Here is a 19,767-nt window from a genome sequence, read left to right as displayed (position 1 = left end):
GGGTGTATTGTATGATATACTACTGTAGTTATACTATGAACGTTTCGGAGGACTTTGATGAGAAAAGGGTCAAAATTAAGTAGTCAAGAAGCGAAAGTGTTGTCTTTTGTCCCGACTGGTGAGTATTACTACAACAAAGGGATGAAAGCTTATCAACGTCGTGAACTTAAGAAATCGTTAAAATATTTAAATAGAGCATTTCAATTAGAACCGATTGAACCGATGATTGCCTGTCAATTATCGATTGTGTATACAGAACTGGGTGAATACAAGCGTTCCAATGATTTATTGCATAATATAATAGAGGATCTTGATCCCCATATGACGGAATGCCATTATTTCTTGGCCAATAACTACGCCCACCTGGGGTTATTTAAAGAGGCGTACGAACAGGTCTCCACTTACCTGGATAAAGAAGAATACGGTGAATTCGTCGAGGATGCCGAAGACCTGTTGGAGCTTCTGGAACTGGATTCCGACTTGATCGTGGATGATCTTTATGAGCATGATGAGCTCATCGTCCAGCAGGAAAAAGCAAGGGAACTCCTCGAATCCGGTCACTTCCAGAAAGCTGTGGATACGTTACAGGGTGTCATCCGTGACTATCCGGAATTCTGGTCCGCTTATAATAATCTGGCCCTTGCCTATTTCTATCTGGGGGAAGTGGATAAAGCATCCGCCACCCTGGAAGAGGTGCTGGAGAAGAATCCGGGTAATCTTCATGCACTGTGCAATACAGCGGTCTTTTATTTCTATCAAAAGCGCCATGACGAGCTGGAGGAATTGATCCAGGGGCTCGAGAAGGTCCGACCCCTGCTCCATGAACACCGTTACAAGCTTGGAGCAACATTTGCCCTTGTGGGGCATTCAAAGCGTGCGTATGATTGGTTGAAGTCCCTTCAGAAGATCGGCTTCGAAGGCGACGCGAGCTTCTATTACTGGTTGTCCTATTCCGCTTATGAAACGGGTCATGAAGATACGGCCCGTAATGCGTGGAAAAAAGTACTGGAGGTCAACCCGGAAAAAGAAGGGCTCGAGCCTTGGAACGACCAAAAGCAAGCAGAAGGTTTTGAAAATCACGTCACATCCATCTTGAAAAAACTTCAAAGTGAGTATACGGAAGAGAAATTATTCGGCCTATTCCTGACGTCCATCTCTGATAATCAGAGGGCCATCCTCACTCACGCAGATTTTTGTGATGTAGAGGATCTGTCCATCGTCGAGAAGGTGTATTTGGCGCAGGTACTGAATAGTAACGGCAACAGCTCGATCAAAGTGAATCAGGAAATCCAGAATATGCACCAGGTCGCCCTTCATCTATATGGTGATCATCACCCGATTACGAGCGTGGAATCCGGCTTATTCCTTACGTGGTTCACGATTGCCTACCGGGGCATCAAGGAACGGGAAACCTTCAAGAATGCCAAAGCATTTGCAGCGGCAACGGAATTCGTCTGGAACCGTCTCAGGAATGAAAAGGTGACGAAGAAGCAGCTTTGCGACCGGTTTGACTTATCCACAAGCACCCTGACAAAATATATAGCGGTCGTGGAAAGTTACCTGCCCTGAGCATATTTTTGGACGATATGAACCTATTTTTTATAGGATAGGTGTAGGAAGTAAATACTATAGGTTGAAGGCTTCTGGACGCCATTCCAACCTTTGGCCATAGTATTGAATAAAGAATGTGCTTACGACTGTTTCGGAAGGAGAATGTCATTATGTCTGAAGAAAAAATTTATGATGTAATCATTGTAGGTGCAGGCCCTGCAGGAATGACTGCAGCTGTTTATACGTCACGTGCAAGTCTTTCAACGCTTATGCTTGAAAGAGGAGTGCCGGGCGGACAAATGGCGAATACGGAAGAAGTGGAAAACTACCCTGGCTTCGACCATATTCTTGGACCTGATCTTTCAAATAAAATGTTCGACCATGCAAAAAAATTCGGTGCGGAATACGCATACGGAGACATCAAGGAAATCGTGGACGGCGAGGATTTCAAAATCGTCAAAACCGGTTCAAAAGAATTCAAGGCCCGTGCCGTGATCATCACAACGGGTGCTGAATATAAGAAAATCGGTGTCCCTGGTGAAAAAGAACTTGGTGGACGCGGAGTCTCTTACTGTGCCGTATGTGACGGAGCATTCTTTAAAGGAAAAGACCTTGTTGTCGTAGGTGGAGGGGACTCTGCCGTCGAGGAAGGTGTTTACCTGACAAGATTCGCTAACAAAGTGACGATCGTTCACCGCCGCGACGAGCTCCGTGCTCAAAAGATCCTGCAACAGCGTGCGTTTGATAACGAGAAAGTGGATTTCATCTGGAACCATACAATAAAAGAAATCAACGATAAAGACGGTAAAGTCGGAAGTGTCACTCTTGTATCCACTGAAAATGGAGAAGAAACAGACTTCCAGGCGGATGGTGTCTTCATCTATATCGGAATGCTTCCATTGACGAAGCCATTCGCGAACCTCGGTATCATCAACTCTGAAGGATACATCGAAACAAACGAACAAATGGAAACAAAGGTACCTGGTATCTTTGCAGCCGGCGATGTCCGTGAAAAACAACTTCGCCAAATCGTAACGGCAACAGGTGACGGCAGCATCGCCGCGCAAACCGCTCAGCACTATATTGAAGAGCTGAAAGAAAAAGTCAAAAACGGTTAATGTAACGAAGCCTGACGAAAGGGGATCTCTCTCGTCAGGCTTTTTTTATTGTTCAATTCTTCTTATGCTTGTTAAACACATACACCAACTCCGACAGGGTCAATTTCTTCAATCCTTCATCACATGGCTTGTAAACACCAGCTTCTACCAACCGACGAATAAATTGCTGTCTCTGCTGTTCAACGGCTTCACGTAAAAATGGCATGCGTGTTCACTCCTTTTGGATTCTTAATGGTAGTGTAAGGGGGATGGAATAGGAAATCATTTACTTTGTAAAGTTTTCTTCCAGAGATAAAGGGATTCAGAGTACAATGACGAATCCATATATAGATACTTATTCAAGTTGAGTAGCATACCAACAGGGGGGTCTCGCATTGAAAAAAACAGTCATGCTGGCTGGTCATGCCAAGCTGCCGCAAGGGATGGCAGCAAGTGATATTCATCAAACATTAACGATTACACTAGAGACGGATTTAAAATACTGGGTAATCCTCGATGCATCCTGTACACTAGCGACCGGTCATGCCCAAAAGTTCTTGGATCAATTACTGAAAGGACATAGTTTGCTCGATGGTCTCCAACCTATCATTGAAGAGATTGAGGGACATTACCACGGGAAAGCCCAATCGGCATTGGTTGCTGCGGTAAAAGATGCATATAAACAATATCTTTACATCAACCAGAGTGAAAAAATAGAATTTTCTAATAAATAATTGACAAAGCCCTGATGATTTAATACACTATAGTTATCAGATTACTCCTAGGAAGGTTCCCCTTCCATGATAAGTAATTTATTTCACTAGCCATAACTAAAATAAACTGTTAAGCCTATCGGACTTCCTGCCAGAAGCCGTAAGTAGGCCGTAGCCAGTTGTATCATATTCTTTGCATACATGTGTGCAAGGATTGATATAGCTGGCTATTTTTATTGCTTAAATAAAAAGGAGGAGAAAACATGAACGTGATTCAAGAGGGTTTAAAATCGTTTACGGGTAAATACGATACATTTGAGGTGAAGGAGCATCCTTATCATCATCGCCTTTACTCCATCGAAGTGAGTAACGGGGTACTTCGCATATTTTTGGAACAGAATCAGGATGTAAATGCACAGCAGTTGGAATATGTCCCATATATGCGATTGGTGTTGGCAGAACGGCTGCAGAAAATTGCAGGGGAAACCTTTGTGGAGACGATCCGCTCCATTTTACATGATCGAACGTCCGGAGGTTTTACCATTGGGATGCAGAACCAAACGGTGTCTGATCAAGATTATGTTAAATTCTCTACAGCCCTGACCCATCTTGTAGGGGGAGTCAACTTCGATGCCATGTCCAGCACCTACTACGCAAGGTTCAACGTGAAAGACACGGATAGCAGCGATTCATACCTGCGCCAGGCTTATCGTTTATTCACATTGCATACAGATGGTACGTTTGTGGATGAGCCGACGGACTGGCTGTTGATGATGAAATTCGCTGAAGAGAATGCTGTTGGAGGAGAATCCCGATTGCTTCATTTAGACGATTGGGAGGACTTAGAGAGATTCTCAAACCATCCATTGGCGACGGCGCGCATGGAATACAAAGCACCTTCAAGTAAAAATGTGAGTCAAACGGTATACAATCAAACCTTCTATGAACAAAATGGGAAACCATGCATCTGCTTCATTGACCAGTTTGCGTATCCCGCAACGTTAGAACAAGCAACGTATTTAAAAGAGCTTTCCGACTCCATGGAGAACAGTGACGCTACGATCGCACTGCCCCTGCCAATAGGTGACATCGTGATGATCAACAATCATTTCTGGCTCCATGGAAGGGCAGCATTTGAAAAAAATCCAAACTTATACCGTGAATTATTAAGACAAAGAGGATACTTTGCAAAAGTCTGAGGGTAGCTGCCATTAGGAGGGAAAAGAATGAAAGATATCATTGTCATTGGAGGCGGCATTGTTGGTTTATCAACAGCTTTCTCATTAAGCAGGCGTTTCCCTCATGCGAATCTTGCTGTGTTAGAAAAGGAAAGCGCCTGGGCCAGGCATCAAACCGGGAATAACAGCGGCGTCATCCATTCCGGGATCTATTACAAACCAGGCAGTTTAAAGGCAAAGTTTGCAACGGAGGGAAGCAGACAAATGATTCAGTTCTGCCGTGAACATGGGGTGGATTATGATCAATGTGGAAAGGTGATTGTGGCTACGAAATCATCTGAACTGCCGCAGCTTGAGAATTTGTTCCAACGGGGGAGGGCGAATGGGCTGAACCTTTCGCTGATTGGTGAGGAACAAATTAAGGAAGAAGAACCTTATGTGAAAGGGATAAAAGCGATAAAGGTACCCCAAGCCGGTATTGTTGATTATAAACAAGTCTGTGAGAGGATGGTGCATGATTTAACGAAGCGTGGAGCAGAGCTGCATCTAAATACAGAAGTCAAACAAGTGATGGAGCATGACCACAACGTTGAGATCGTAACAGACAAAAAGACTTTTCAGACAAAATTTGTAGTCAATTGCACGGGACTGCAAAGCGACCGGGTGACAAAGATGGCCGGGGTAGAAATCGATTTACAGATCATTCCTTTTCGAGGGGAGTATTACGAATTAATACCTGAAAAGCATCATCTTGTGAAAAATCTGATATACCCTGTGCCAAATCCGGATTTTCCATTCCTGGGCGTCCATTTCACAAGAATGATCGGGGGAGGGGTCGAAGCCGGTCCGAACGCCGTGCTCAGTTTGAAAAGGGAAGGATACAAAAAGACGGATTTTGATGTGAAGGACCTTTCAGAAGTGATGACATATAAAGGATTCTGGAAGCTGGCCTCAAAGTATTGGAAAGAAGGCGCAAAGGAAATGTGGCGATCCTATAGTAAGAAGGCCTTTGTCAAAAGTCTTCAGGAACTGATTCCTTCCGTTCAGGAAGAAGATCTTGTACCGGCTTCTTCGGGTGTAAGGGCGCAGGCCCTTCAATCAGATGGAACATTGGTCGACGATTTCTTCATTGTTCCGGGTAAACGAAGCATTCACGTCTGCAATGCCCCCTCACCTGCAGCTACAGCATGCTTCCCTATAGGGAAAGCCATTGCTGATAAAGTCCCTGAACTTGAAATGAGTCCAAGGGTATTTATCCATTCTTAATCCGAGACTCCTAAACGCAGGGCCCTATTTATATAACAGGGTCCTGTTTTTAGTTCCCTCCCTCATCTTTTCTTCTTATATGCCAATTCTCATAGATTGATCGATACGGGAGGTATTTTGGGATTTTTGGAGAAATAAGAAGAAATACAACTAAATTTATCGAAATTCACTTGTTAATTGAGAGGTGGGGGTTGTCGTGAATACCGAATTATCCGAATTAGAACAAGTCACACAGGAAGTAAAAGAGCTAAGGACGTTGAATCGTGAACTAGAGGCGATTATTGAAAGCTCGTACGATGTCATCTACATAACGGATAAAAATGGAGTGACCCTTAAAACGAACTCTGCAATAGAACGGATTACAGGTATCCCCAAAGAATATTACATAGGCAAAAGTGTGGATGCTTTGATGAAAAGGGGAATTCTAAAGAGTTCCGTCACACAGAAGGTAATCGAACAAAAGAGGTCTGTTTCTACGGTTCAATATAATTACTCAGGGAAAGAAACTCTGATCACGGGTAATCCAGTCATTAATGATGATGGCGAAATAGAAAAAGTAGTCACCAACATACGGGATTTATCTGAACTGAATGAGTTGCAAACGGCCTTAAAAAAAGCGAATGAATTAAACAATAGCTACAAAAAGGAAATTGAACGATTAAAAGGCGTTACTAAAAGAGACGGGGACGTCGTGATTGCAAGTCATCAAATGAAACTGATTTATGAGATGGCAGAACGCATTGCCGATGTGGATGCCACAGTATTGATTCTAGGTGAAACGGGTGTAGGGAAAGATGTATTGGCTAAATTTATTTATAGCCAAAGTATACGGGCTAAGCAGGGGGAGTTCATTAAACTTAATTGTGGAGCCATTCCGCCAGATCTATTAGAGTCAGAGCTATTCGGATATGAAGCTGGAGCGTTTACAGGGGCGAATTCCAATGGAAAGCCGGGGATGCTAGAGCTTGCAGATAACGGGATTCTATTTCTGGATGAAGTGGGTGAATTATCGCTGGCATTGCAAGTGAAACTCTTAAGGACGCTTCAGGAAAAAGAGATACGTCGTGTGGGGGCCACCAAATCAAAGAAAGTAAACGTACGGATCATTGCCGCCACAAATCGTAATTTAAAAGAGATGGTGCACAATGGTGAGTTTCGGGAAGACTTGTATTATCGATTAAACGTGATCCCTATAGCGATCCCTCCGCTGAAGGGGAGAAGAGATGATATTCTGCCACTGATTCAATTATTTTTACAGCAGACGAATCACAAGTACGGGAAGGATAGAACAATCGATGTAAAACTGAACGATTTCTTTTACCGCTACAATTGGCCGGGGAATGTCAGGGAACTTTCTAATCTGATTGAACGAATGGTACTCACCACTCAAGGAAAGGAATTAACCATACGGGATCTTCCTATAGAATATAAAGAATCCAACAATTCAAGTTTGGTGTTTACAGAGCTGATGACACTCAAAGAAGCGGTGGAAATAGCGGAAGAAAAAGTGCTTTCGCTTGCTGTTAATACATGTCATACCACATATGAAATAGCAGAGGCTTTAGGAACAAGTCAGCCTACAATAGTTAGAAAATTGAAAAAGTATAGATTGAAAATAAAAGAGTAGAAATCGTTTTAGGTGCTCCAACTCTTTTAAAAGATATAGGGCAATTCAAAGATTAGTAAGTTCTTTGAATTGGCCTTTTTTGATAAAAAGATATAGACATAATCATCTTTCGATTCAAAAATAAATCAAACGATACACAATTGAATCAAGGAAACAGCAACTTTTCCTCTAAACGATTTATTTCGATTCAAAAATGAATCTTTTTCGGTTTTACGGTTGAAAGAGTCCGCTTAAAGCAACGATTCTAAGAGTTGGCACACTTCTTGCAATACATTTAGTGAAAACTTGTTGAGGAAGGAAGATGACCAATGACGGTAGCATTAACAGAAGAAATGCAGCAAATGAAAAGTATGATTCGTAATTTTGTAGAAAAAGAAGTGGAACCATATGCACAGCAAATCGAAGAAGAAGACGCGATTCCCGATCATTTAGTAGAGAAGGCAAAGGAATTGGGCCTGTTTGGGATCAGTATTCCCGAGGAGTACGGTGGAATCGGATTAAATACAGTAGAAAAGGCCAATGTACTTGAGCAATTGGGAAGGACTCATAACGGGTTTGTTTCTTTAATAAGCGCGCACACAGGTATTGGAAGCACGGGACTTGTGAAATTAGCATCAGAGTATTTGAAGAATAAATATTTACCTGACATGGCTGCGGGTAATAAAATCGGTGCGTTTGCTTTATCAGAACCCGGTGCGGGATCCGATGCGACGAATTTGGCGACGAGGGCAGAGAAGAAAGGCGATTATTGGGTAATGAACGGCACCAAACATTTCATTACCAACGGTCCGATTGCCGATGTATTTACCGTATTTGCTCTAACGGACAAAGATAAGGGAGCGAAAGGCGGAATAACCGCTTTCTTGTTGGAAAAGGACTTCCCTGGGTTGATCATTGGGAAAAAAGACAAAAAGATGGGTTTGAGAGGTTCATATACGTCTCAAATCATCTTTGAAGATTGTATCATCCCCGAAGAAAATGTCATCGGCGAAGTCGGAATGGGATATATGTCCGCGCTTAAAATATTGGGAGAAGGCCGTGTTGGTTTAGCTGCCAGAGCAGTCGGATCATGTGATAAGTTAATTGAATTATCGGCGGGATATGCCAAAGAGCGTATTCAGTTCGGTAAGCCGATTGCTGATAATCAAGCGATTCAATGGATGCTCGCAGACATGGCAACAGAAACGGAAGCTGCAAGGACGTTGACCATGATGGCAGCACAAAAGATCGATGAGGGCAAAAAAGTGGTGAAAGAGGCCTCGATGGCGAAATTATTTGCGTCGGACGTATTTAACAGAGTAGCCGACAAAGCCGTACAGATTCACGGTGGGATGGGATATGTATCCGACTATCCGGTGGAACGTTTTTATAGAGATGCACGGATTACAAAAATTTATGAAGGAACAAATGAAATTCAACGTTTGATCATTGCCCGGAACGTTTTACAGGAGTGCTAAAAAAGCCAGTCTCTATAAGTATAGAGCTGAATGAAAGAGGAAGGTGAAATCTCTTTGGAAAACTTATTAGATCGGCCGTGGAGTAAATTTTATCCAACCAATAAGGAGTTTCAAGTGCCGGAAATTCCCCTGTATAGCATTTTGGAGAAGTCGGCGGAACAATACGGAGAGCGTACAGCCATCATCTATGAACATCAAAAGATGACCTATCTTGAATTAAAGGATGGAGTGGATCGCTTGGCGGCATCCTGGAGAAGTCTCGGTGCAAGCAAAGGGGAACGGATCGGTCTCATGCTCTCGAATCATCCTGATTATATCATTTCTTATTATGCTGCTCAGGCACTTGGGCTGGTCGTCGTGCAGATTAATCCAATGTATACGGCCAGGGAACTCCTTCAGCTGGCAAGCGATTCTCATGTAACCTATCTAGTTGTGGATCCAGGGGCAATCCAAGCTGTTAAGGAAGTATCCGGAATCTATACATTCCGGCATATCTTTGTCTCACAAGCGGAAAAAAGTAGTGAAGGATCCGGGTTTCACAGCTTAGAAGAGTTAAAACATTCCTCCCATTCCCTGGATAAGCCCGCACCTGTATCTGTACATGAGGATGTGGCGGTTATTCAGTACACGGGAGGGACGACCGGTAAGATGAAGGGAGCGGTTTTGACCCACTACAACCTGATTGCCAATGTCGTTCAAAGTCAATATATGTATGGTGGAAACATGCTCCTGGGAGAGGAAGTCGTATTGACTGCGACACCACTGTATCATGTGTATGCCATGACAAGCGCCATGAACCTTGGGTTGTACATCGGGGGGACGGTGCTCCTGATCAAGAAATTTGAAATAGAGGATGTATTGGACAATATTCGTGAATACCGCCCTACTTACTTTCCCGGGGTTCCCAAAATGTACAGTGCATTTGTCAATCATCCTGGAGTAGAGGACTATGGGCTGGATTGTATAAAAATGTGTTCCTGTGGGTCGGCCCCTCTTCCCATTGAAATTATTAAACGTTTTGAGTATTTAACAGGATCAGCCATATTAGAAGGATTTGGCTTATCTGAAGCGTCTCCATCCACTCATCGCAACCCCACTACCGGTGTAAGGAAGATAGGGAGTATCGGAATCCCGGTGCCGGGTACGGATTGTATGATCGTGGATCAGAATGGGCAGGAATTGCCGGCCAATTGTGTGGGGGAATTGCTCATTAAAGGACCCCAAATAATGAAAGGCTATTGGAACAATGAGAAGGAAACGAGTCGCTCCTTACGGGATGGGTGGCTCTTCACAGGGGATCTGGCAACGATGGATGAAGAGGGTTACTTTTACATTGTCGGCAGAAAGAAAGAAATGGTGATTGTAGGCGGGTTCAACATATATCCCCAGGAAGTAGAGAGTATCCTGTATGAACATCCCCATGTGAAGGAAGCGGCTGTTGTCGGAATTCCTGATCAAGCAAACGGAGAAGTTGTAAAGGCATACATTGTTCCCAAAGATGATTGTCAGGTGGATTTAGAAGAAATCAAAGGTCATTGTTATATGAAGCTAACACGTTATAAAGTGCCAAAGGAGTTTGAAATAAGGGAGTCGCTCCCTCGGAATACAGTCGGGAAACTGTTAAAGAGGTTGTTGGTTCAAGAGGAACGGAATAGGGAGGAGAATAAGCGTGGAAATGAGCGAGATTAAAACAATAGGTGTCGTCGGATCTGGCGCAATGGGATCACAAATTGCCATGGTGTGTGCCTTGGGCGGATATTCGGTTATTCTCCATGACGTAAGTGATGAGAGTCTTACAAAGGCCAAACATTCTCTGCAAGGTCATATGGATAGAAGGATCCAAAAAGGTAGATTAACAGAAAATGAGGTGGCGGACGCCTTTAGCCGGATGATGTTTTCCTCTTCTTTGGAAGATCTTCAGCAGGCGGATTTTGTGATTGAAGCAATCGTAGAGAAATTAGAGGCTAAAAGGGAACTCTTTGCAAAACTGGATGGGATCGTTCCGAAGCATGCGATCCTGGCAACGAACAGCTCAACCATTGTCAGTTCGAAGATTGCCGATGTGACGGACAGACCTGAAAAAGTATGCAACGTACATTTTTTTAATCCGGCCCTTGTGATGGAACTGGTCGAAGTGGTACGGGGACCTCATACTTCTGATGAGACAGCAGAGCTTGCAGTGGAGGTAGTCAAAAAAATTCAAAAAGTACCTGTTCTTCTGAAAAAAGAGATTTCAGGCTTCATTGCCAACCGGATCCTGGGGAAATTAATGGATGAAGCCGTGTATTTATTGGAAAACGGATATGCAGATCATGAAGAAATCGATCTGGTATGTACAAAAGCGTTAAACCATCCGATTGGCCCTTTTGCCCTCATGGATTTGACAGGCATTGATGTCAATTATTTTGTGCGGATGCAACGATATCAAGAAAGTGGAGATGAAGCGGACAAGCCGGCTCAAATCGTGCAAGATAAAGTCCAAAAAGGGGAATTGGGACGGAAAACAGGAAAAGGATTTTACACCTACGATCATTCTAACGTCCGGGTATAGTCCAGAAGAATTCAAAAACGGAAAGGGGGCGTGTATATGATCAAGCAAATAGCCATCATCGGTGCGGGAACGATGGGGCGGGGGATAGCTTACACCTGCGCAGTAGCCGGATTATCGGTTACCGTACAGGATATTCATTCTCATACCCTTGAAACATGCAAAGAGTATATAGACAGCCAATTTCAAAAAGCAGTACAAAAAGAATTCCTGACAGCCGAACAGGCAAACGCTTATGGCCAAAAAATAAAATATACGACACATCTTCAGGAAGCGGCAGAGCAAGCTGATTTAGTCATTGAAGCGGTTCTTGAAGTAATGGAACTGAAGGTCGGCATTTTTAAGCAATTGGATGAATACGCGCCTAAGCATGCCATCCTGGCAACCAATACTTCTACCATGAGTCCAACAGAGATTGGAGCTCAAACGAACAGACCTCCCCAATGTATCGCCCTTCACTTTTTTAACCCCGTTCCAAAAATGAAATTAATTGAAGTGATCTGTGGATTAGAAACTTCCGAAGAAACGGTGGCTAAAAGTTTTCAGTTCGGAGAAACCATCGGGAAAGAATGTGTCAGGATCAACGAATTTCCCGGTTTTGCCGTCAGCCGAATGAATTGCCTGATCGGCAACGAAGCGATGAAGATGGTCATGGAAGGCGTAGGGAGTATCGGGGACATCGATAAAGCGATGAAACTGGGACTGAATCATCCCATGGGGCCTTTGGAGTTAGCCGATTTAGTCGGATTGGATACGAGGCTCCGTAATATGGAGTATCTCTATAAGACACTCGGTGAAACCTATCGTCCCTGCCCTATCCTTACAAAGTACGTGAAAGCGGGAAGATTAGGCAGGAAAACGGGCAGAGGTTTCTACGAATATAGCAAACAATCGTGAAAGAGGTGAAAAGGATGGACTTTCGTCTTAGCGAAGACATTCAATTTTTGAAAAAAGGTGTACGTGATTTTGTCCAAACAGAAGTAGAGGCTGTGGCAATGCAAATCGAACAAGAGGATAAAATCCCCGACCGGATCAAAGAAATGTCAAAAGAACTGGGCCTGTTCGGATTAAGCATTCCGGAAGCCTATGATGGGCTTGGGATCGGGATGGTGGGAAAATGTGCACTGTATGAGGAAATCGGAGCTACGCACAACGGTTATACCACTCTGATTGGGGCGCATACGGGGATAGGGACGGTTGGTATTGTAGAAATGGGCAACGAGGAACAAAAGCGTAAGTATTTGCCTGCCATGGCAAGGGGTGAAAAAATCGGGGCGTTTGCGCTGACTGAGCCAGGTGCAGGTTCTCATGCCACGAATCTGAAAACATCGGCTGTGAAAAAGGGAGACAAGTACATCTTAAACGGTACGAAGCATTATATTACAAACGCGACAGAAGCGGATATATTTACGGTGATGGCTGTGACAGATCCGGATAAGGGTGCAAAGGGCATTACATCCTTCATTATAGAAAAAGAATTCCCGGGGTTTCATATCGGGGCAGTGGAGCGGAAGATGGGGCTCAGGGGATCACATTCTGCTGAAATCATTTTAGAAGATTGTGAAGTACCTGTTGAAAACGTATTGGGAGAAGAAGGACAGGGATATGTTAACGCACTAAAGATCCTGGCAAACGGACGTGCCGGATTGGCAGCCCGCAATCTTGGTTCGTGTCAGAAACTTCTGGATTTAACTGCAACGTATGCGCAGGAACGGATTCAATTTGATGTTCCGATTTTCGAACATCAGGCCGTATCTCATATGATAGCGGAAATGGCGGTGGATGTTGAGTCACTGAGATCATTTACATATCGGGTAGCATGGATGGTGGATGAAGGAATGAAAGTGGTAAAGGAAGCGGCCATGCTCAAACTATTTGGCTCAGAAGTATACAACCGCGTGGCAGATAAAGCTGTTCAAGTCCACGGAGGGATCGGGTATATTGCAGATTATCCAATTGAGCGGTTTTTTAGGGATGCCAGGATTACAAGAATATATGAAGGAACATCTGAAATTCAGAAAAACATCATAGCTGGGCAATTAAAGAAAGAGTATAGCTGACGAGTGCAGGGGGGAGAAAAAAGATGCGAGAGGAAATCGTCATTGTAAGTGCTGCCCGGACGCCGATTGGCCGCTATGGAGGTGCTTTAAAAGAAATCAGCTCCGGTCATCTAGCGAGTCTTGTTATAGAAGAAGCAGTAAAAAAAGCGGACATAGCGGCTGAACAAGTTAGTGAAGTCATTTTAGGAGAAGTAAGACAATCAACAGAATCATCAAATGTTGCGAGAGTAGCGGCATTGAGGGTAGGGGTACCGGAGACTTCACCAGCCTTTACCGTCAATCGATTATGTGCATCAGGCATGCAGGCCATTACCTCGGCTGTACAGCAGATCGACTCCAACCAGGGAACCATCATTGTGGCAGGGGGGACAGAAAGTATGAGTCGTGCCCCCCTTTATTTAAGAAATGCGCGCTTTGGAGGAGATCGGTCAATCCTGGTAGATTCAAACACAGAAAACGGTCAGCAACCACAAGAAGTATATGGACATCATCTGGGAATGGGAATCACAGCGGAAAATGTAGCTGAACGATATGAGATCTCTAGAGAAGATCAGGACACTTTTGCAGTAGAGAGTCAGCAAAGAGCGGCACAAGCTATGGAAAATGGAGCTTTCAAAGATGAAATCGTCCCGGTTATGATTCAACAAAAAAAGGGAATGGTTACAATCGATCAAGATGAACATCCCCGTCCTGAAACAACGATTGAAAAACTGTCGGGTTTAAAGCCCGCTTTCAAGGAAAGCGGAACGGTTACAGCAGGTAATGCCTGCGGTCGAAATGACGGGGCTTCGGCATTGGTGTTAATGAAGAGAAGCGAAGCCTCACGATTGAACATTAAACCGCTTGTAAAGGTAGTAGATTGGGCAACGACAGGAGTTTCTCCCGAAGTGATGGGGATCGGTCCGGTACCGGCTGTGAGGAAACTTCTGCAAAGGACAGGTAAGAAAGTAGAAGATATCGGGCTTTTTGAGCTCAATGAAGCCTTTGCTTCTCAAGCGTTGGCCGTCATTCGGGAGCTGAACCTTGATGTGAACAAAGTGAATGTAAATGGAGGGGCGATTGCCCTTGGTCATCCTGTGGGAGCAACCGGGGCCAGGATCGTCACCACCCTATTGCATGAAATGATCAAGAGACAAGAAAGATATGGGATCGCGACGCTTTGTGTAGGCGGCGGCCAGGGTATGGCGATTATGCTAGAAACCATTTTATAGATTTTAAATAAGGAGAGGATGTTATGAAGCAGCCTGTTATTGTATCCGCCGTTCGGACCGCCATTGCCAAACAAGGAGGGACTCTTGCTAATATGGATCCTTCCATGTATGGAGCTGCTGTGATGAAAGAAGCGATTCAGCGTGCCCATATAAGGGCAGAGGACATTGATGATGTCATCTTCGGGAACTGTCTTGCCGGGGGAGGGAATATGGCCAGACTGACGCTGCTTGAAGCCGGTTTACCTCTGTCCATTTCCGGCATGACCATCGATCGTCAATGTGGTTCAGGAATTAACAGTATAGGTCTTGCAGCTGATCAAATCCGGGCAGGGCGCGGAGAGGTCTTTCTTGCAGGTGGAACGGAAAGCATGTCACGATCACCATATTTACTTGCACCCCAAAGTAGACCCTATGATCGAATGCCTCCTCAATTTGTAAAAAGAAAACTATCGCCAGAACGTATCGGTGACCCTCCTATGGGAATAACAGCGGAAAACTTAGCTGAAAAGTATGAAGTAACGAGGGAAGAACAGGATGTATTTGCATACGAAAGCCAACAAAAGATGGCCAATGCAATCAATAGTGGATATTTCAAAGAACAGATTGTCCCAATTTCGATTACGAATAGAAAAGGAGAATCCTATTCTTTCAATCAAGATGAACATGTTCGTCCGAATACGACATTAGAAGATTTATCAAAGCTTTCTCCCGTATTTAAAAAAGGGGGAAGTGTAACGGCTGGGAATTCTTCCGGTGTCAATGACGGGGCATCAGCTGTTGTTCTTATGTCAGAAGATCGAGCTATTGAAAAGGGAATTGACGTATTGGCGAAAGTAAAGGAGTGGGCAGTTGCAGGAGTAGATCCAAATATAATGGGGATCGGTCCAGTCCCCGCTGTTCAAAAAGTGCTTCAGAGAACAGGTCTCTCCCTTGAAGATTTCGATTTGATTGAATTTAATGAGGCGTTCGCTGCTCAGGTGCTTGCCTGTCAGAGGGAACTGTCTATGGACATGAAGAAAGTGAATGTAAATGGAGGGGCCATTGCTCACGGTCATCCGATCGCAGCAACAGGATCCATGCTCATTACAAAGTTAGTATATGAAATGGAAAGACGTGACGCAAAACGTGCGCTTGCAGCTGCTTGTATAGGCGGAGGGCAAGGGATCGCGTTAATACTTGAACGATAAAGAAATGAAGAATGGAGGGATATAGGTATGATTACATTTGCAAATATAGACCTGATCAAAAAAGGACAGCTCGCTTATATCGTAATCAATCGTCCTGAACAGAGAAATGCTCTGACAAAAGAAACATTAGGAGAAATAACAGAGGCTTTAGAAGATATAAGGAAAGATGAATCGATAGCATGCTTGATCTTTACAGGGCAAGGAAATAAATCGTTCGCTGCAGGAGCTGATATTGGCCAGTTGCGTGAAAAATCGGCGCTTGATGCGTTAAGTCCAAGCGGAATGCAAGATGTGTACAATTTAATAGAGTCTTTCGAGAAGCCTACTATTGCCATGATTAATGGCTATGCTTTGGGAGGCGGATGTGAATTAGCGATGGCATGTGACATACGGGTCGCCTCAACCACTGCCAAGCTTGGTTTGCCGGAACTTAATCTATCCATCATCCCCAGTGCGGGAGGAACGCAGCGCCTGGTCAGGATCGTCGGCAAAGGAAAGGCCCTGGAAATGATATTGATGGGCAAGTTGATAGATGCGGAAGAGGCGCATCGAATCGGTCTTGTATCAGAAGTATCCAATCCTGAAGACCTTGAAGAAAAGGTAGAAGAAGTGGCGGGTCAAATCCTGTCAAAAGGCCCTTTAGCTGTAAAGTTAGCTAAAATTGCGGTGAATCTGGGATCCGACGTGGATATGAAGACAGGATTGATGATTGAAAAGCTTGCTCAGGCTGTCCTCTTTTCTTCAGAAGACAAGAGAGAGGGAACGACGGCATTTCTGGAAAAACGAAAACCAGAGTATCAAGGTAGATAAAAAGGGGGAGGCGAACGTTGCCAAATACAATAGAAGACATCCGAGAAAAATTTAAAGATAACCCGTTCTTTTCGCATATAGGGTTTGAAATCGTCCATTTTGAAGAAGGAAATGTGAAAATCAAACTGGATATTAGAGAATATTTACTAAATATAAATGGAACCCTTCATGGAGGTGTTCATGCAACCATGCTGGATTATATTCTTGGCATGGTCACGCGGTCCGTCACGAAGGCAAAAGTAGTGACAACGAATTTAACCGTTCATTATCTTTCCAGTATTTCAGAAGGTGAAATCTTCGCAGAGGCCAAAGTTCTTCAGCAAGGATATAAACTGGCTTTCACTGAAGGGGAAATTAAGGATAGTCAAGGTAATATTCTGGCAAAGGGAATTGGCACGTTCAAGCTTGTCCGTGATAAGTGATTTTTTTGGTTTTTTCAGTAAGCGTTTACAACGCTAGCTCCTTTTTTGAACTATATAAATAATAACGAAGAAAAGAGGGATTCATATGCGGTGGTTTGTTCTTCTAATGTTATTTTTCGGTGCAGTGATAAATTTCGCTGATAAATCAATCATCGGGCTTGCGGCTCTTCCCATTATGAAAGAACTGGATTTATCCTATGCGGAATGGGGACTTGTTGGGAGCAGTTATTACTGGCTTTATCCTGTCACAGGTATCTTTGGAGCTGCTTGGGCCGATCGAATTGGGGCCAAAAAGGTCCTTGGATTATTAATGTTAACCTGGGCCATCCTTCAGTTTGGCGTGTTAGCGATTGCTGCTTTACCACTACTCGTTATATACCGGGTATTATTGGGGGCATTCGAAGGCCCATTCAGTCCAGTGGCCTACAATCACGCGGATAAATGGTTTCCACCAAGACAAAGGGGATTTGCCAATTCTGTTGTTGTGGCTGGTGGAACTGTGGGAGCTATGATTGCAGCACCCTTGCTCGTTTTCTTGATTACCCAATTAGGATGGAAATCAGCCTTTGCATGCCTTGGGGTGGCGAGTATCGTATGGTTCTTCTTATTTCAATTTTTCACTAAAGAAAGTCCTGTGAAAAAATATCAGGATGTTCAACAGAAAAAGAAAGAAAAACTTGGTAAAATAAACGTAAAGGATTTTTTAAAGCTTCTTGGTTCTCCTTCTGCTTTATTTACAACACTGGCTTATTTTTCAACTTATATCCTCGTGGTCTGGTTTTCGGTTTGGTTACCTATTTATCTCGTAGAAGCGGTAAAAATGTCTCCGGCAAAAATGGGATACAGCGTAGCCGTAATTGGAATTGTTTCAGTCCTTATTTATACAGGGGTTTCAATGCTATCTGATTATTTATTCAAGAAAAGCGAGAACTGGCGGGTATCAAGGATATTTGTTGTTGCCGGAGCAATGATCCTCGGAGCCGTGTTGCTGGCATCGATCACCATTTTTCAAAATCCGGTATGGGTCATCGTCGCTATGTGTTTAGCCAAAGGGTTGACCTATTCTATTTTGCCGATTGGACCAACCGTTATGATTAATGAGTGGCCGGAGCGTGGTGCATTGATGACCAGCATCTTAACGTCTTCAGGCAATATCGCAGGGATCATCGCTCCTATGTTGACTGGTTATATAGTGGGACTGGCTGGAGCAAATAAAATTGCAGGTTATAACTTATCAATCATGTCTATGGCCGTTCTTGTTCTGCTTTTTGGAATATTGTTTGCACTTTTTGTTAAACCGTCAATAGCTAAAAATAAGGTAGAACTGCATAATAATTTATCTGAAAATTCTAATATTAAGTATTCATGAATAAGGATTCGTCCGGATGAACACGTGGAAGGCTTAAACTTTCCCTTAAGCGTTTCTCGATTCTGCTATGTACCTTGGAAGTATGCCTCTTGTGATGGCATGCTTCTTCTTTTTAAGACAGACTAATGTAAAAAGATCTATGAAAGCTGACAAGTAGAATTGAATTTTAGGAGGAGGAAAAAAGATGAAAACACGTATGACAGAACTGCTGAACATTCAATACCCTGTTATTTGCGGAGGCTTGTACAGAATTGGCCGTGCTCCTTTAGCAGCTGCTGTTTCAGAGGCGGGAGGGCTCGGAATAATGACCTCTGCCACTTTTGAAACGGCGGAGGAACTGCGCCAAGAGATAAGAAAAGCAAGAGAACTAACAGAAAAGCCGATTGGCATAAATATCAACTTATTTCCCAGCGTGAAGAAAATGCCGAACGAGGCATACATAGATGTATTGCTGGATGAAGGGATACGTATTGTGGAGACCTCGGGAAGAAATCCTGAACCATATATGAAGATATTAAAAGATAATGACGTAACAGTTATTCATAAAGTAGCAGGAGTAAAATATGCCAAGACTGCCGAGAGAGTAGGATGCGACGCTGTAACTGTAGTGGGATTTGAAGCCGGGGGTCATCCAGGGATGGAGGATGTGGGGAATATCGTTTTAGTTCCCCAGACAGTGGATGCAGTATCTATTCCTGTTCTTGCAGGTGGTGGGATTGCAGATGGCCGCGGCTTGGCTGCGATGCTTGCCTTAGGAGCAGAAGGCATCGTAATGGGTACGAGATTTTTAGCTTCTCAAGAAGCAATGGTCCACGACAATTTAAAAAGATGGATGGTACAAGCATCAGAAATAGATACGGCATTGATTCAGAAATCAATTGGTTCAACTTCGAGAGTGGGCAAAAATGCGATTGCTCTTAAAGTGTTGGATGCAGAAAGTAGAGGAGCTACATTGGAGGAACTCTTACCTTTCATTTCAGGACAGAGGTCTGCAAAGGTGTTCAACGAAGGAGACCTCGATGCAGGTGTATTTTCATGTGGCCAATCCGTAGCAAGAATCCGGGAAATTCAAACTGTAAAAGAAATCATCTCAGAGGTGGTAGGTGAAGGAAGACACGCAACGGAGAGAATGAGGAAGATTTGGAGTGATACTAATCGACTGGAGACAACTCAATAGTTCGTTCCTCTATTTGTTTTTCTAACAATTAAGAATTGTTTGTAAGGTTTTCTAACATAAAAACCCAAAACCCCTGGAAGGGCATGTATAATCA

18 protein-coding genes are annotated in these 19,767 nt (G+C 43.7%); 17 read left to right on the top strand and 1 reads right to left on the bottom strand.

Going from position 1 to position 19,767, the window contains the following annotated elements; genetic code table 11:
- Positions 1-57 precede the first annotated feature (57 nt).
- On the top strand, positions 58-1,569 hold the full coding sequence (locus M1J35_RS22535; RefSeq protein WP_254652342.1) for a tetratricopeptide repeat protein: 1,512 nt from the start codon (positions 58-60) through the stop codon (positions 1,567-1,569).
- A 152-nt stretch (positions 1,570-1,721) separates the two neighbouring features.
- A complete protein-coding gene (trxB, locus tag M1J35_RS22530) occupies positions 1,722-2,669 on the top strand; it encodes a thioredoxin-disulfide reductase (RefSeq protein ID WP_034764251.1) in 948 nt (315 codons plus the stop codon).
- Positions 2,670-2,721: 52 nt separating this feature from the next.
- On the opposite strand, the gene M1J35_RS22525 is transcribed toward trxB, so the two are convergent.
- Positions 2,722-2,874 carry a Fur-regulated basic protein FbpA gene (locus M1J35_RS22525; protein ID WP_079532243.1) on the bottom strand — a complete coding sequence of 51 codons (153 nt, stop codon included), beginning with the start codon at positions 2,872-2,874 and terminating at the stop codon, positions 2,722-2,724.
- Between the two features lie 169 nt (positions 2,875-3,043).
- On the opposite strand from M1J35_RS22525, the gene M1J35_RS22520 reads away from it, so the two are divergent.
- The 15 genes from M1J35_RS22520 (at position 3,044) to M1J35_RS22450 (ending at position 19,673) form a co-directional block, all read left to right on the top strand.
- Positions 3,044-3,382 carry a DUF3870 domain-containing protein gene (locus M1J35_RS22520; RefSeq protein WP_371928699.1) on the top strand — a complete coding sequence of 113 codons (339 nt, stop codon included), beginning with the start codon at positions 3,044-3,046 and terminating at the stop codon, positions 3,380-3,382.
- 242 nt (positions 3,383-3,624) lie between these two features.
- The gene (gene glaH, locus M1J35_RS22515) at positions 3,625-4,560 is read left to right on the top strand and encodes a glutarate dioxygenase GlaH (protein WP_254652341.1); all 936 of its coding nucleotides are present in this window, start codon (positions 3,625-3,627) and stop codon (positions 4,558-4,560) included.
- Between the two features lie 27 nt (positions 4,561-4,587).
- Positions 4,588-5,805 carry an L-2-hydroxyglutarate oxidase gene (gene lhgO, locus M1J35_RS22510; protein ID WP_254652340.1) on the top strand — a complete coding sequence of 406 codons (1,218 nt, stop codon included), beginning with the start codon at positions 4,588-4,590 and terminating at the stop codon, positions 5,803-5,805.
- A gap of 196 nt (positions 5,806-6,001) precedes the next feature.
- Positions 6,002-7,432 carry a sigma-54 interaction domain-containing protein gene (locus tag M1J35_RS22505; protein ID WP_254652339.1) on the top strand — a complete coding sequence of 477 codons (1,431 nt, stop codon included), beginning with the start codon at positions 6,002-6,004 and terminating at the stop codon, positions 7,430-7,432.
- A gap of 308 nt (positions 7,433-7,740) precedes the next feature.
- Positions 7,741-8,889, top strand: a complete 1,149-nt coding sequence (locus M1J35_RS22500; protein WP_226676206.1) for an acyl-CoA dehydrogenase family protein — start codon at positions 7,741-7,743, stop codon at positions 8,887-8,889.
- A gap of 54 nt (positions 8,890-8,943) precedes the next feature.
- A complete protein-coding gene (locus M1J35_RS22495; RefSeq protein ID WP_254652338.1) occupies positions 8,944-10,578 on the top strand; it encodes a long-chain-fatty-acid--CoA ligase in 1,635 nt (544 codons plus the stop codon).
- Entirely contained in the window at positions 10,559-11,440 is an 882-nt protein-coding gene (locus M1J35_RS22490; protein ID WP_254652337.1) for a 3-hydroxyacyl-CoA dehydrogenase family protein, read from the top strand. The genes M1J35_RS22495 and M1J35_RS22490 overlap by 20 nt, the downstream gene beginning before the upstream one ends.
- A gap of 39 nt (positions 11,441-11,479) precedes the next feature.
- Complete coding sequence (locus tag M1J35_RS22485; RefSeq protein WP_254653830.1) at positions 11,480-12,334, top strand: 3-hydroxyacyl-CoA dehydrogenase family protein; 855 nt, start codon at positions 11,480-11,482, stop codon at positions 12,332-12,334.
- A gap of 14 nt (positions 12,335-12,348) precedes the next feature.
- Positions 12,349-13,497, top strand: a complete 1,149-nt coding sequence (locus tag M1J35_RS22480) for an acyl-CoA dehydrogenase family protein (protein WP_254652336.1) — start codon at positions 12,349-12,351, stop codon at positions 13,495-13,497.
- Between the two features lie 23 nt (positions 13,498-13,520).
- A complete protein-coding gene (locus M1J35_RS22475; RefSeq protein ID WP_254652335.1) occupies positions 13,521-14,708 on the top strand; it encodes a thiolase family protein in 1,188 nt (395 codons plus the stop codon).
- 23 nt (positions 14,709-14,731) lie between these two features.
- The gene (locus tag M1J35_RS22470) at positions 14,732-15,895 is read left to right on the top strand and encodes a thiolase family protein (RefSeq protein WP_254652334.1); all 1,164 of its coding nucleotides are present in this window, start codon (positions 14,732-14,734) and stop codon (positions 15,893-15,895) included.
- A 30-nt stretch (positions 15,896-15,925) separates the two neighbouring features.
- Complete coding sequence (locus M1J35_RS22465; protein WP_371928772.1) at positions 15,926-16,705, top strand: enoyl-CoA hydratase/isomerase family protein; 780 nt, start codon at positions 15,926-15,928, stop codon at positions 16,703-16,705.
- Positions 16,706-16,722: 17 nt separating this feature from the next.
- Positions 16,723-17,127 (top strand): PaaI family thioesterase, encoded by a 405-nt coding sequence (locus tag M1J35_RS22460; protein ID WP_254652332.1) that lies wholly within the window; start codon positions 16,723-16,725, stop codon positions 17,125-17,127.
- A gap of 106 nt (positions 17,128-17,233) precedes the next feature.
- Complete coding sequence (locus M1J35_RS22455; RefSeq protein WP_254652331.1) at positions 17,234-18,496, top strand: MFS transporter; 1,263 nt, start codon at positions 17,234-17,236, stop codon at positions 18,494-18,496.
- 184 nt (positions 18,497-18,680) lie between these two features.
- Positions 18,681-19,673, top strand: coding sequence for an NAD(P)H-dependent flavin oxidoreductase (locus M1J35_RS22450; protein ID WP_254652330.1), 993 nt, complete (start codon positions 18,681-18,683; stop codon positions 19,671-19,673).
- Positions 19,674-19,767 lie beyond the last annotated feature (94 nt).

It is taken from the genome of Rossellomorea sp. KS-H15a, assembly GCF_024195245.1.
Lineage (GTDB): Bacteria > Bacillota > Bacilli > Bacillales > Bacillaceae_B > Rossellomorea > Rossellomorea vietnamensis.
The sequence above is the reverse complement of the archived record's forward strand: the minus strand, read 5'-3'. Positions and strand labels throughout refer to the sequence as shown.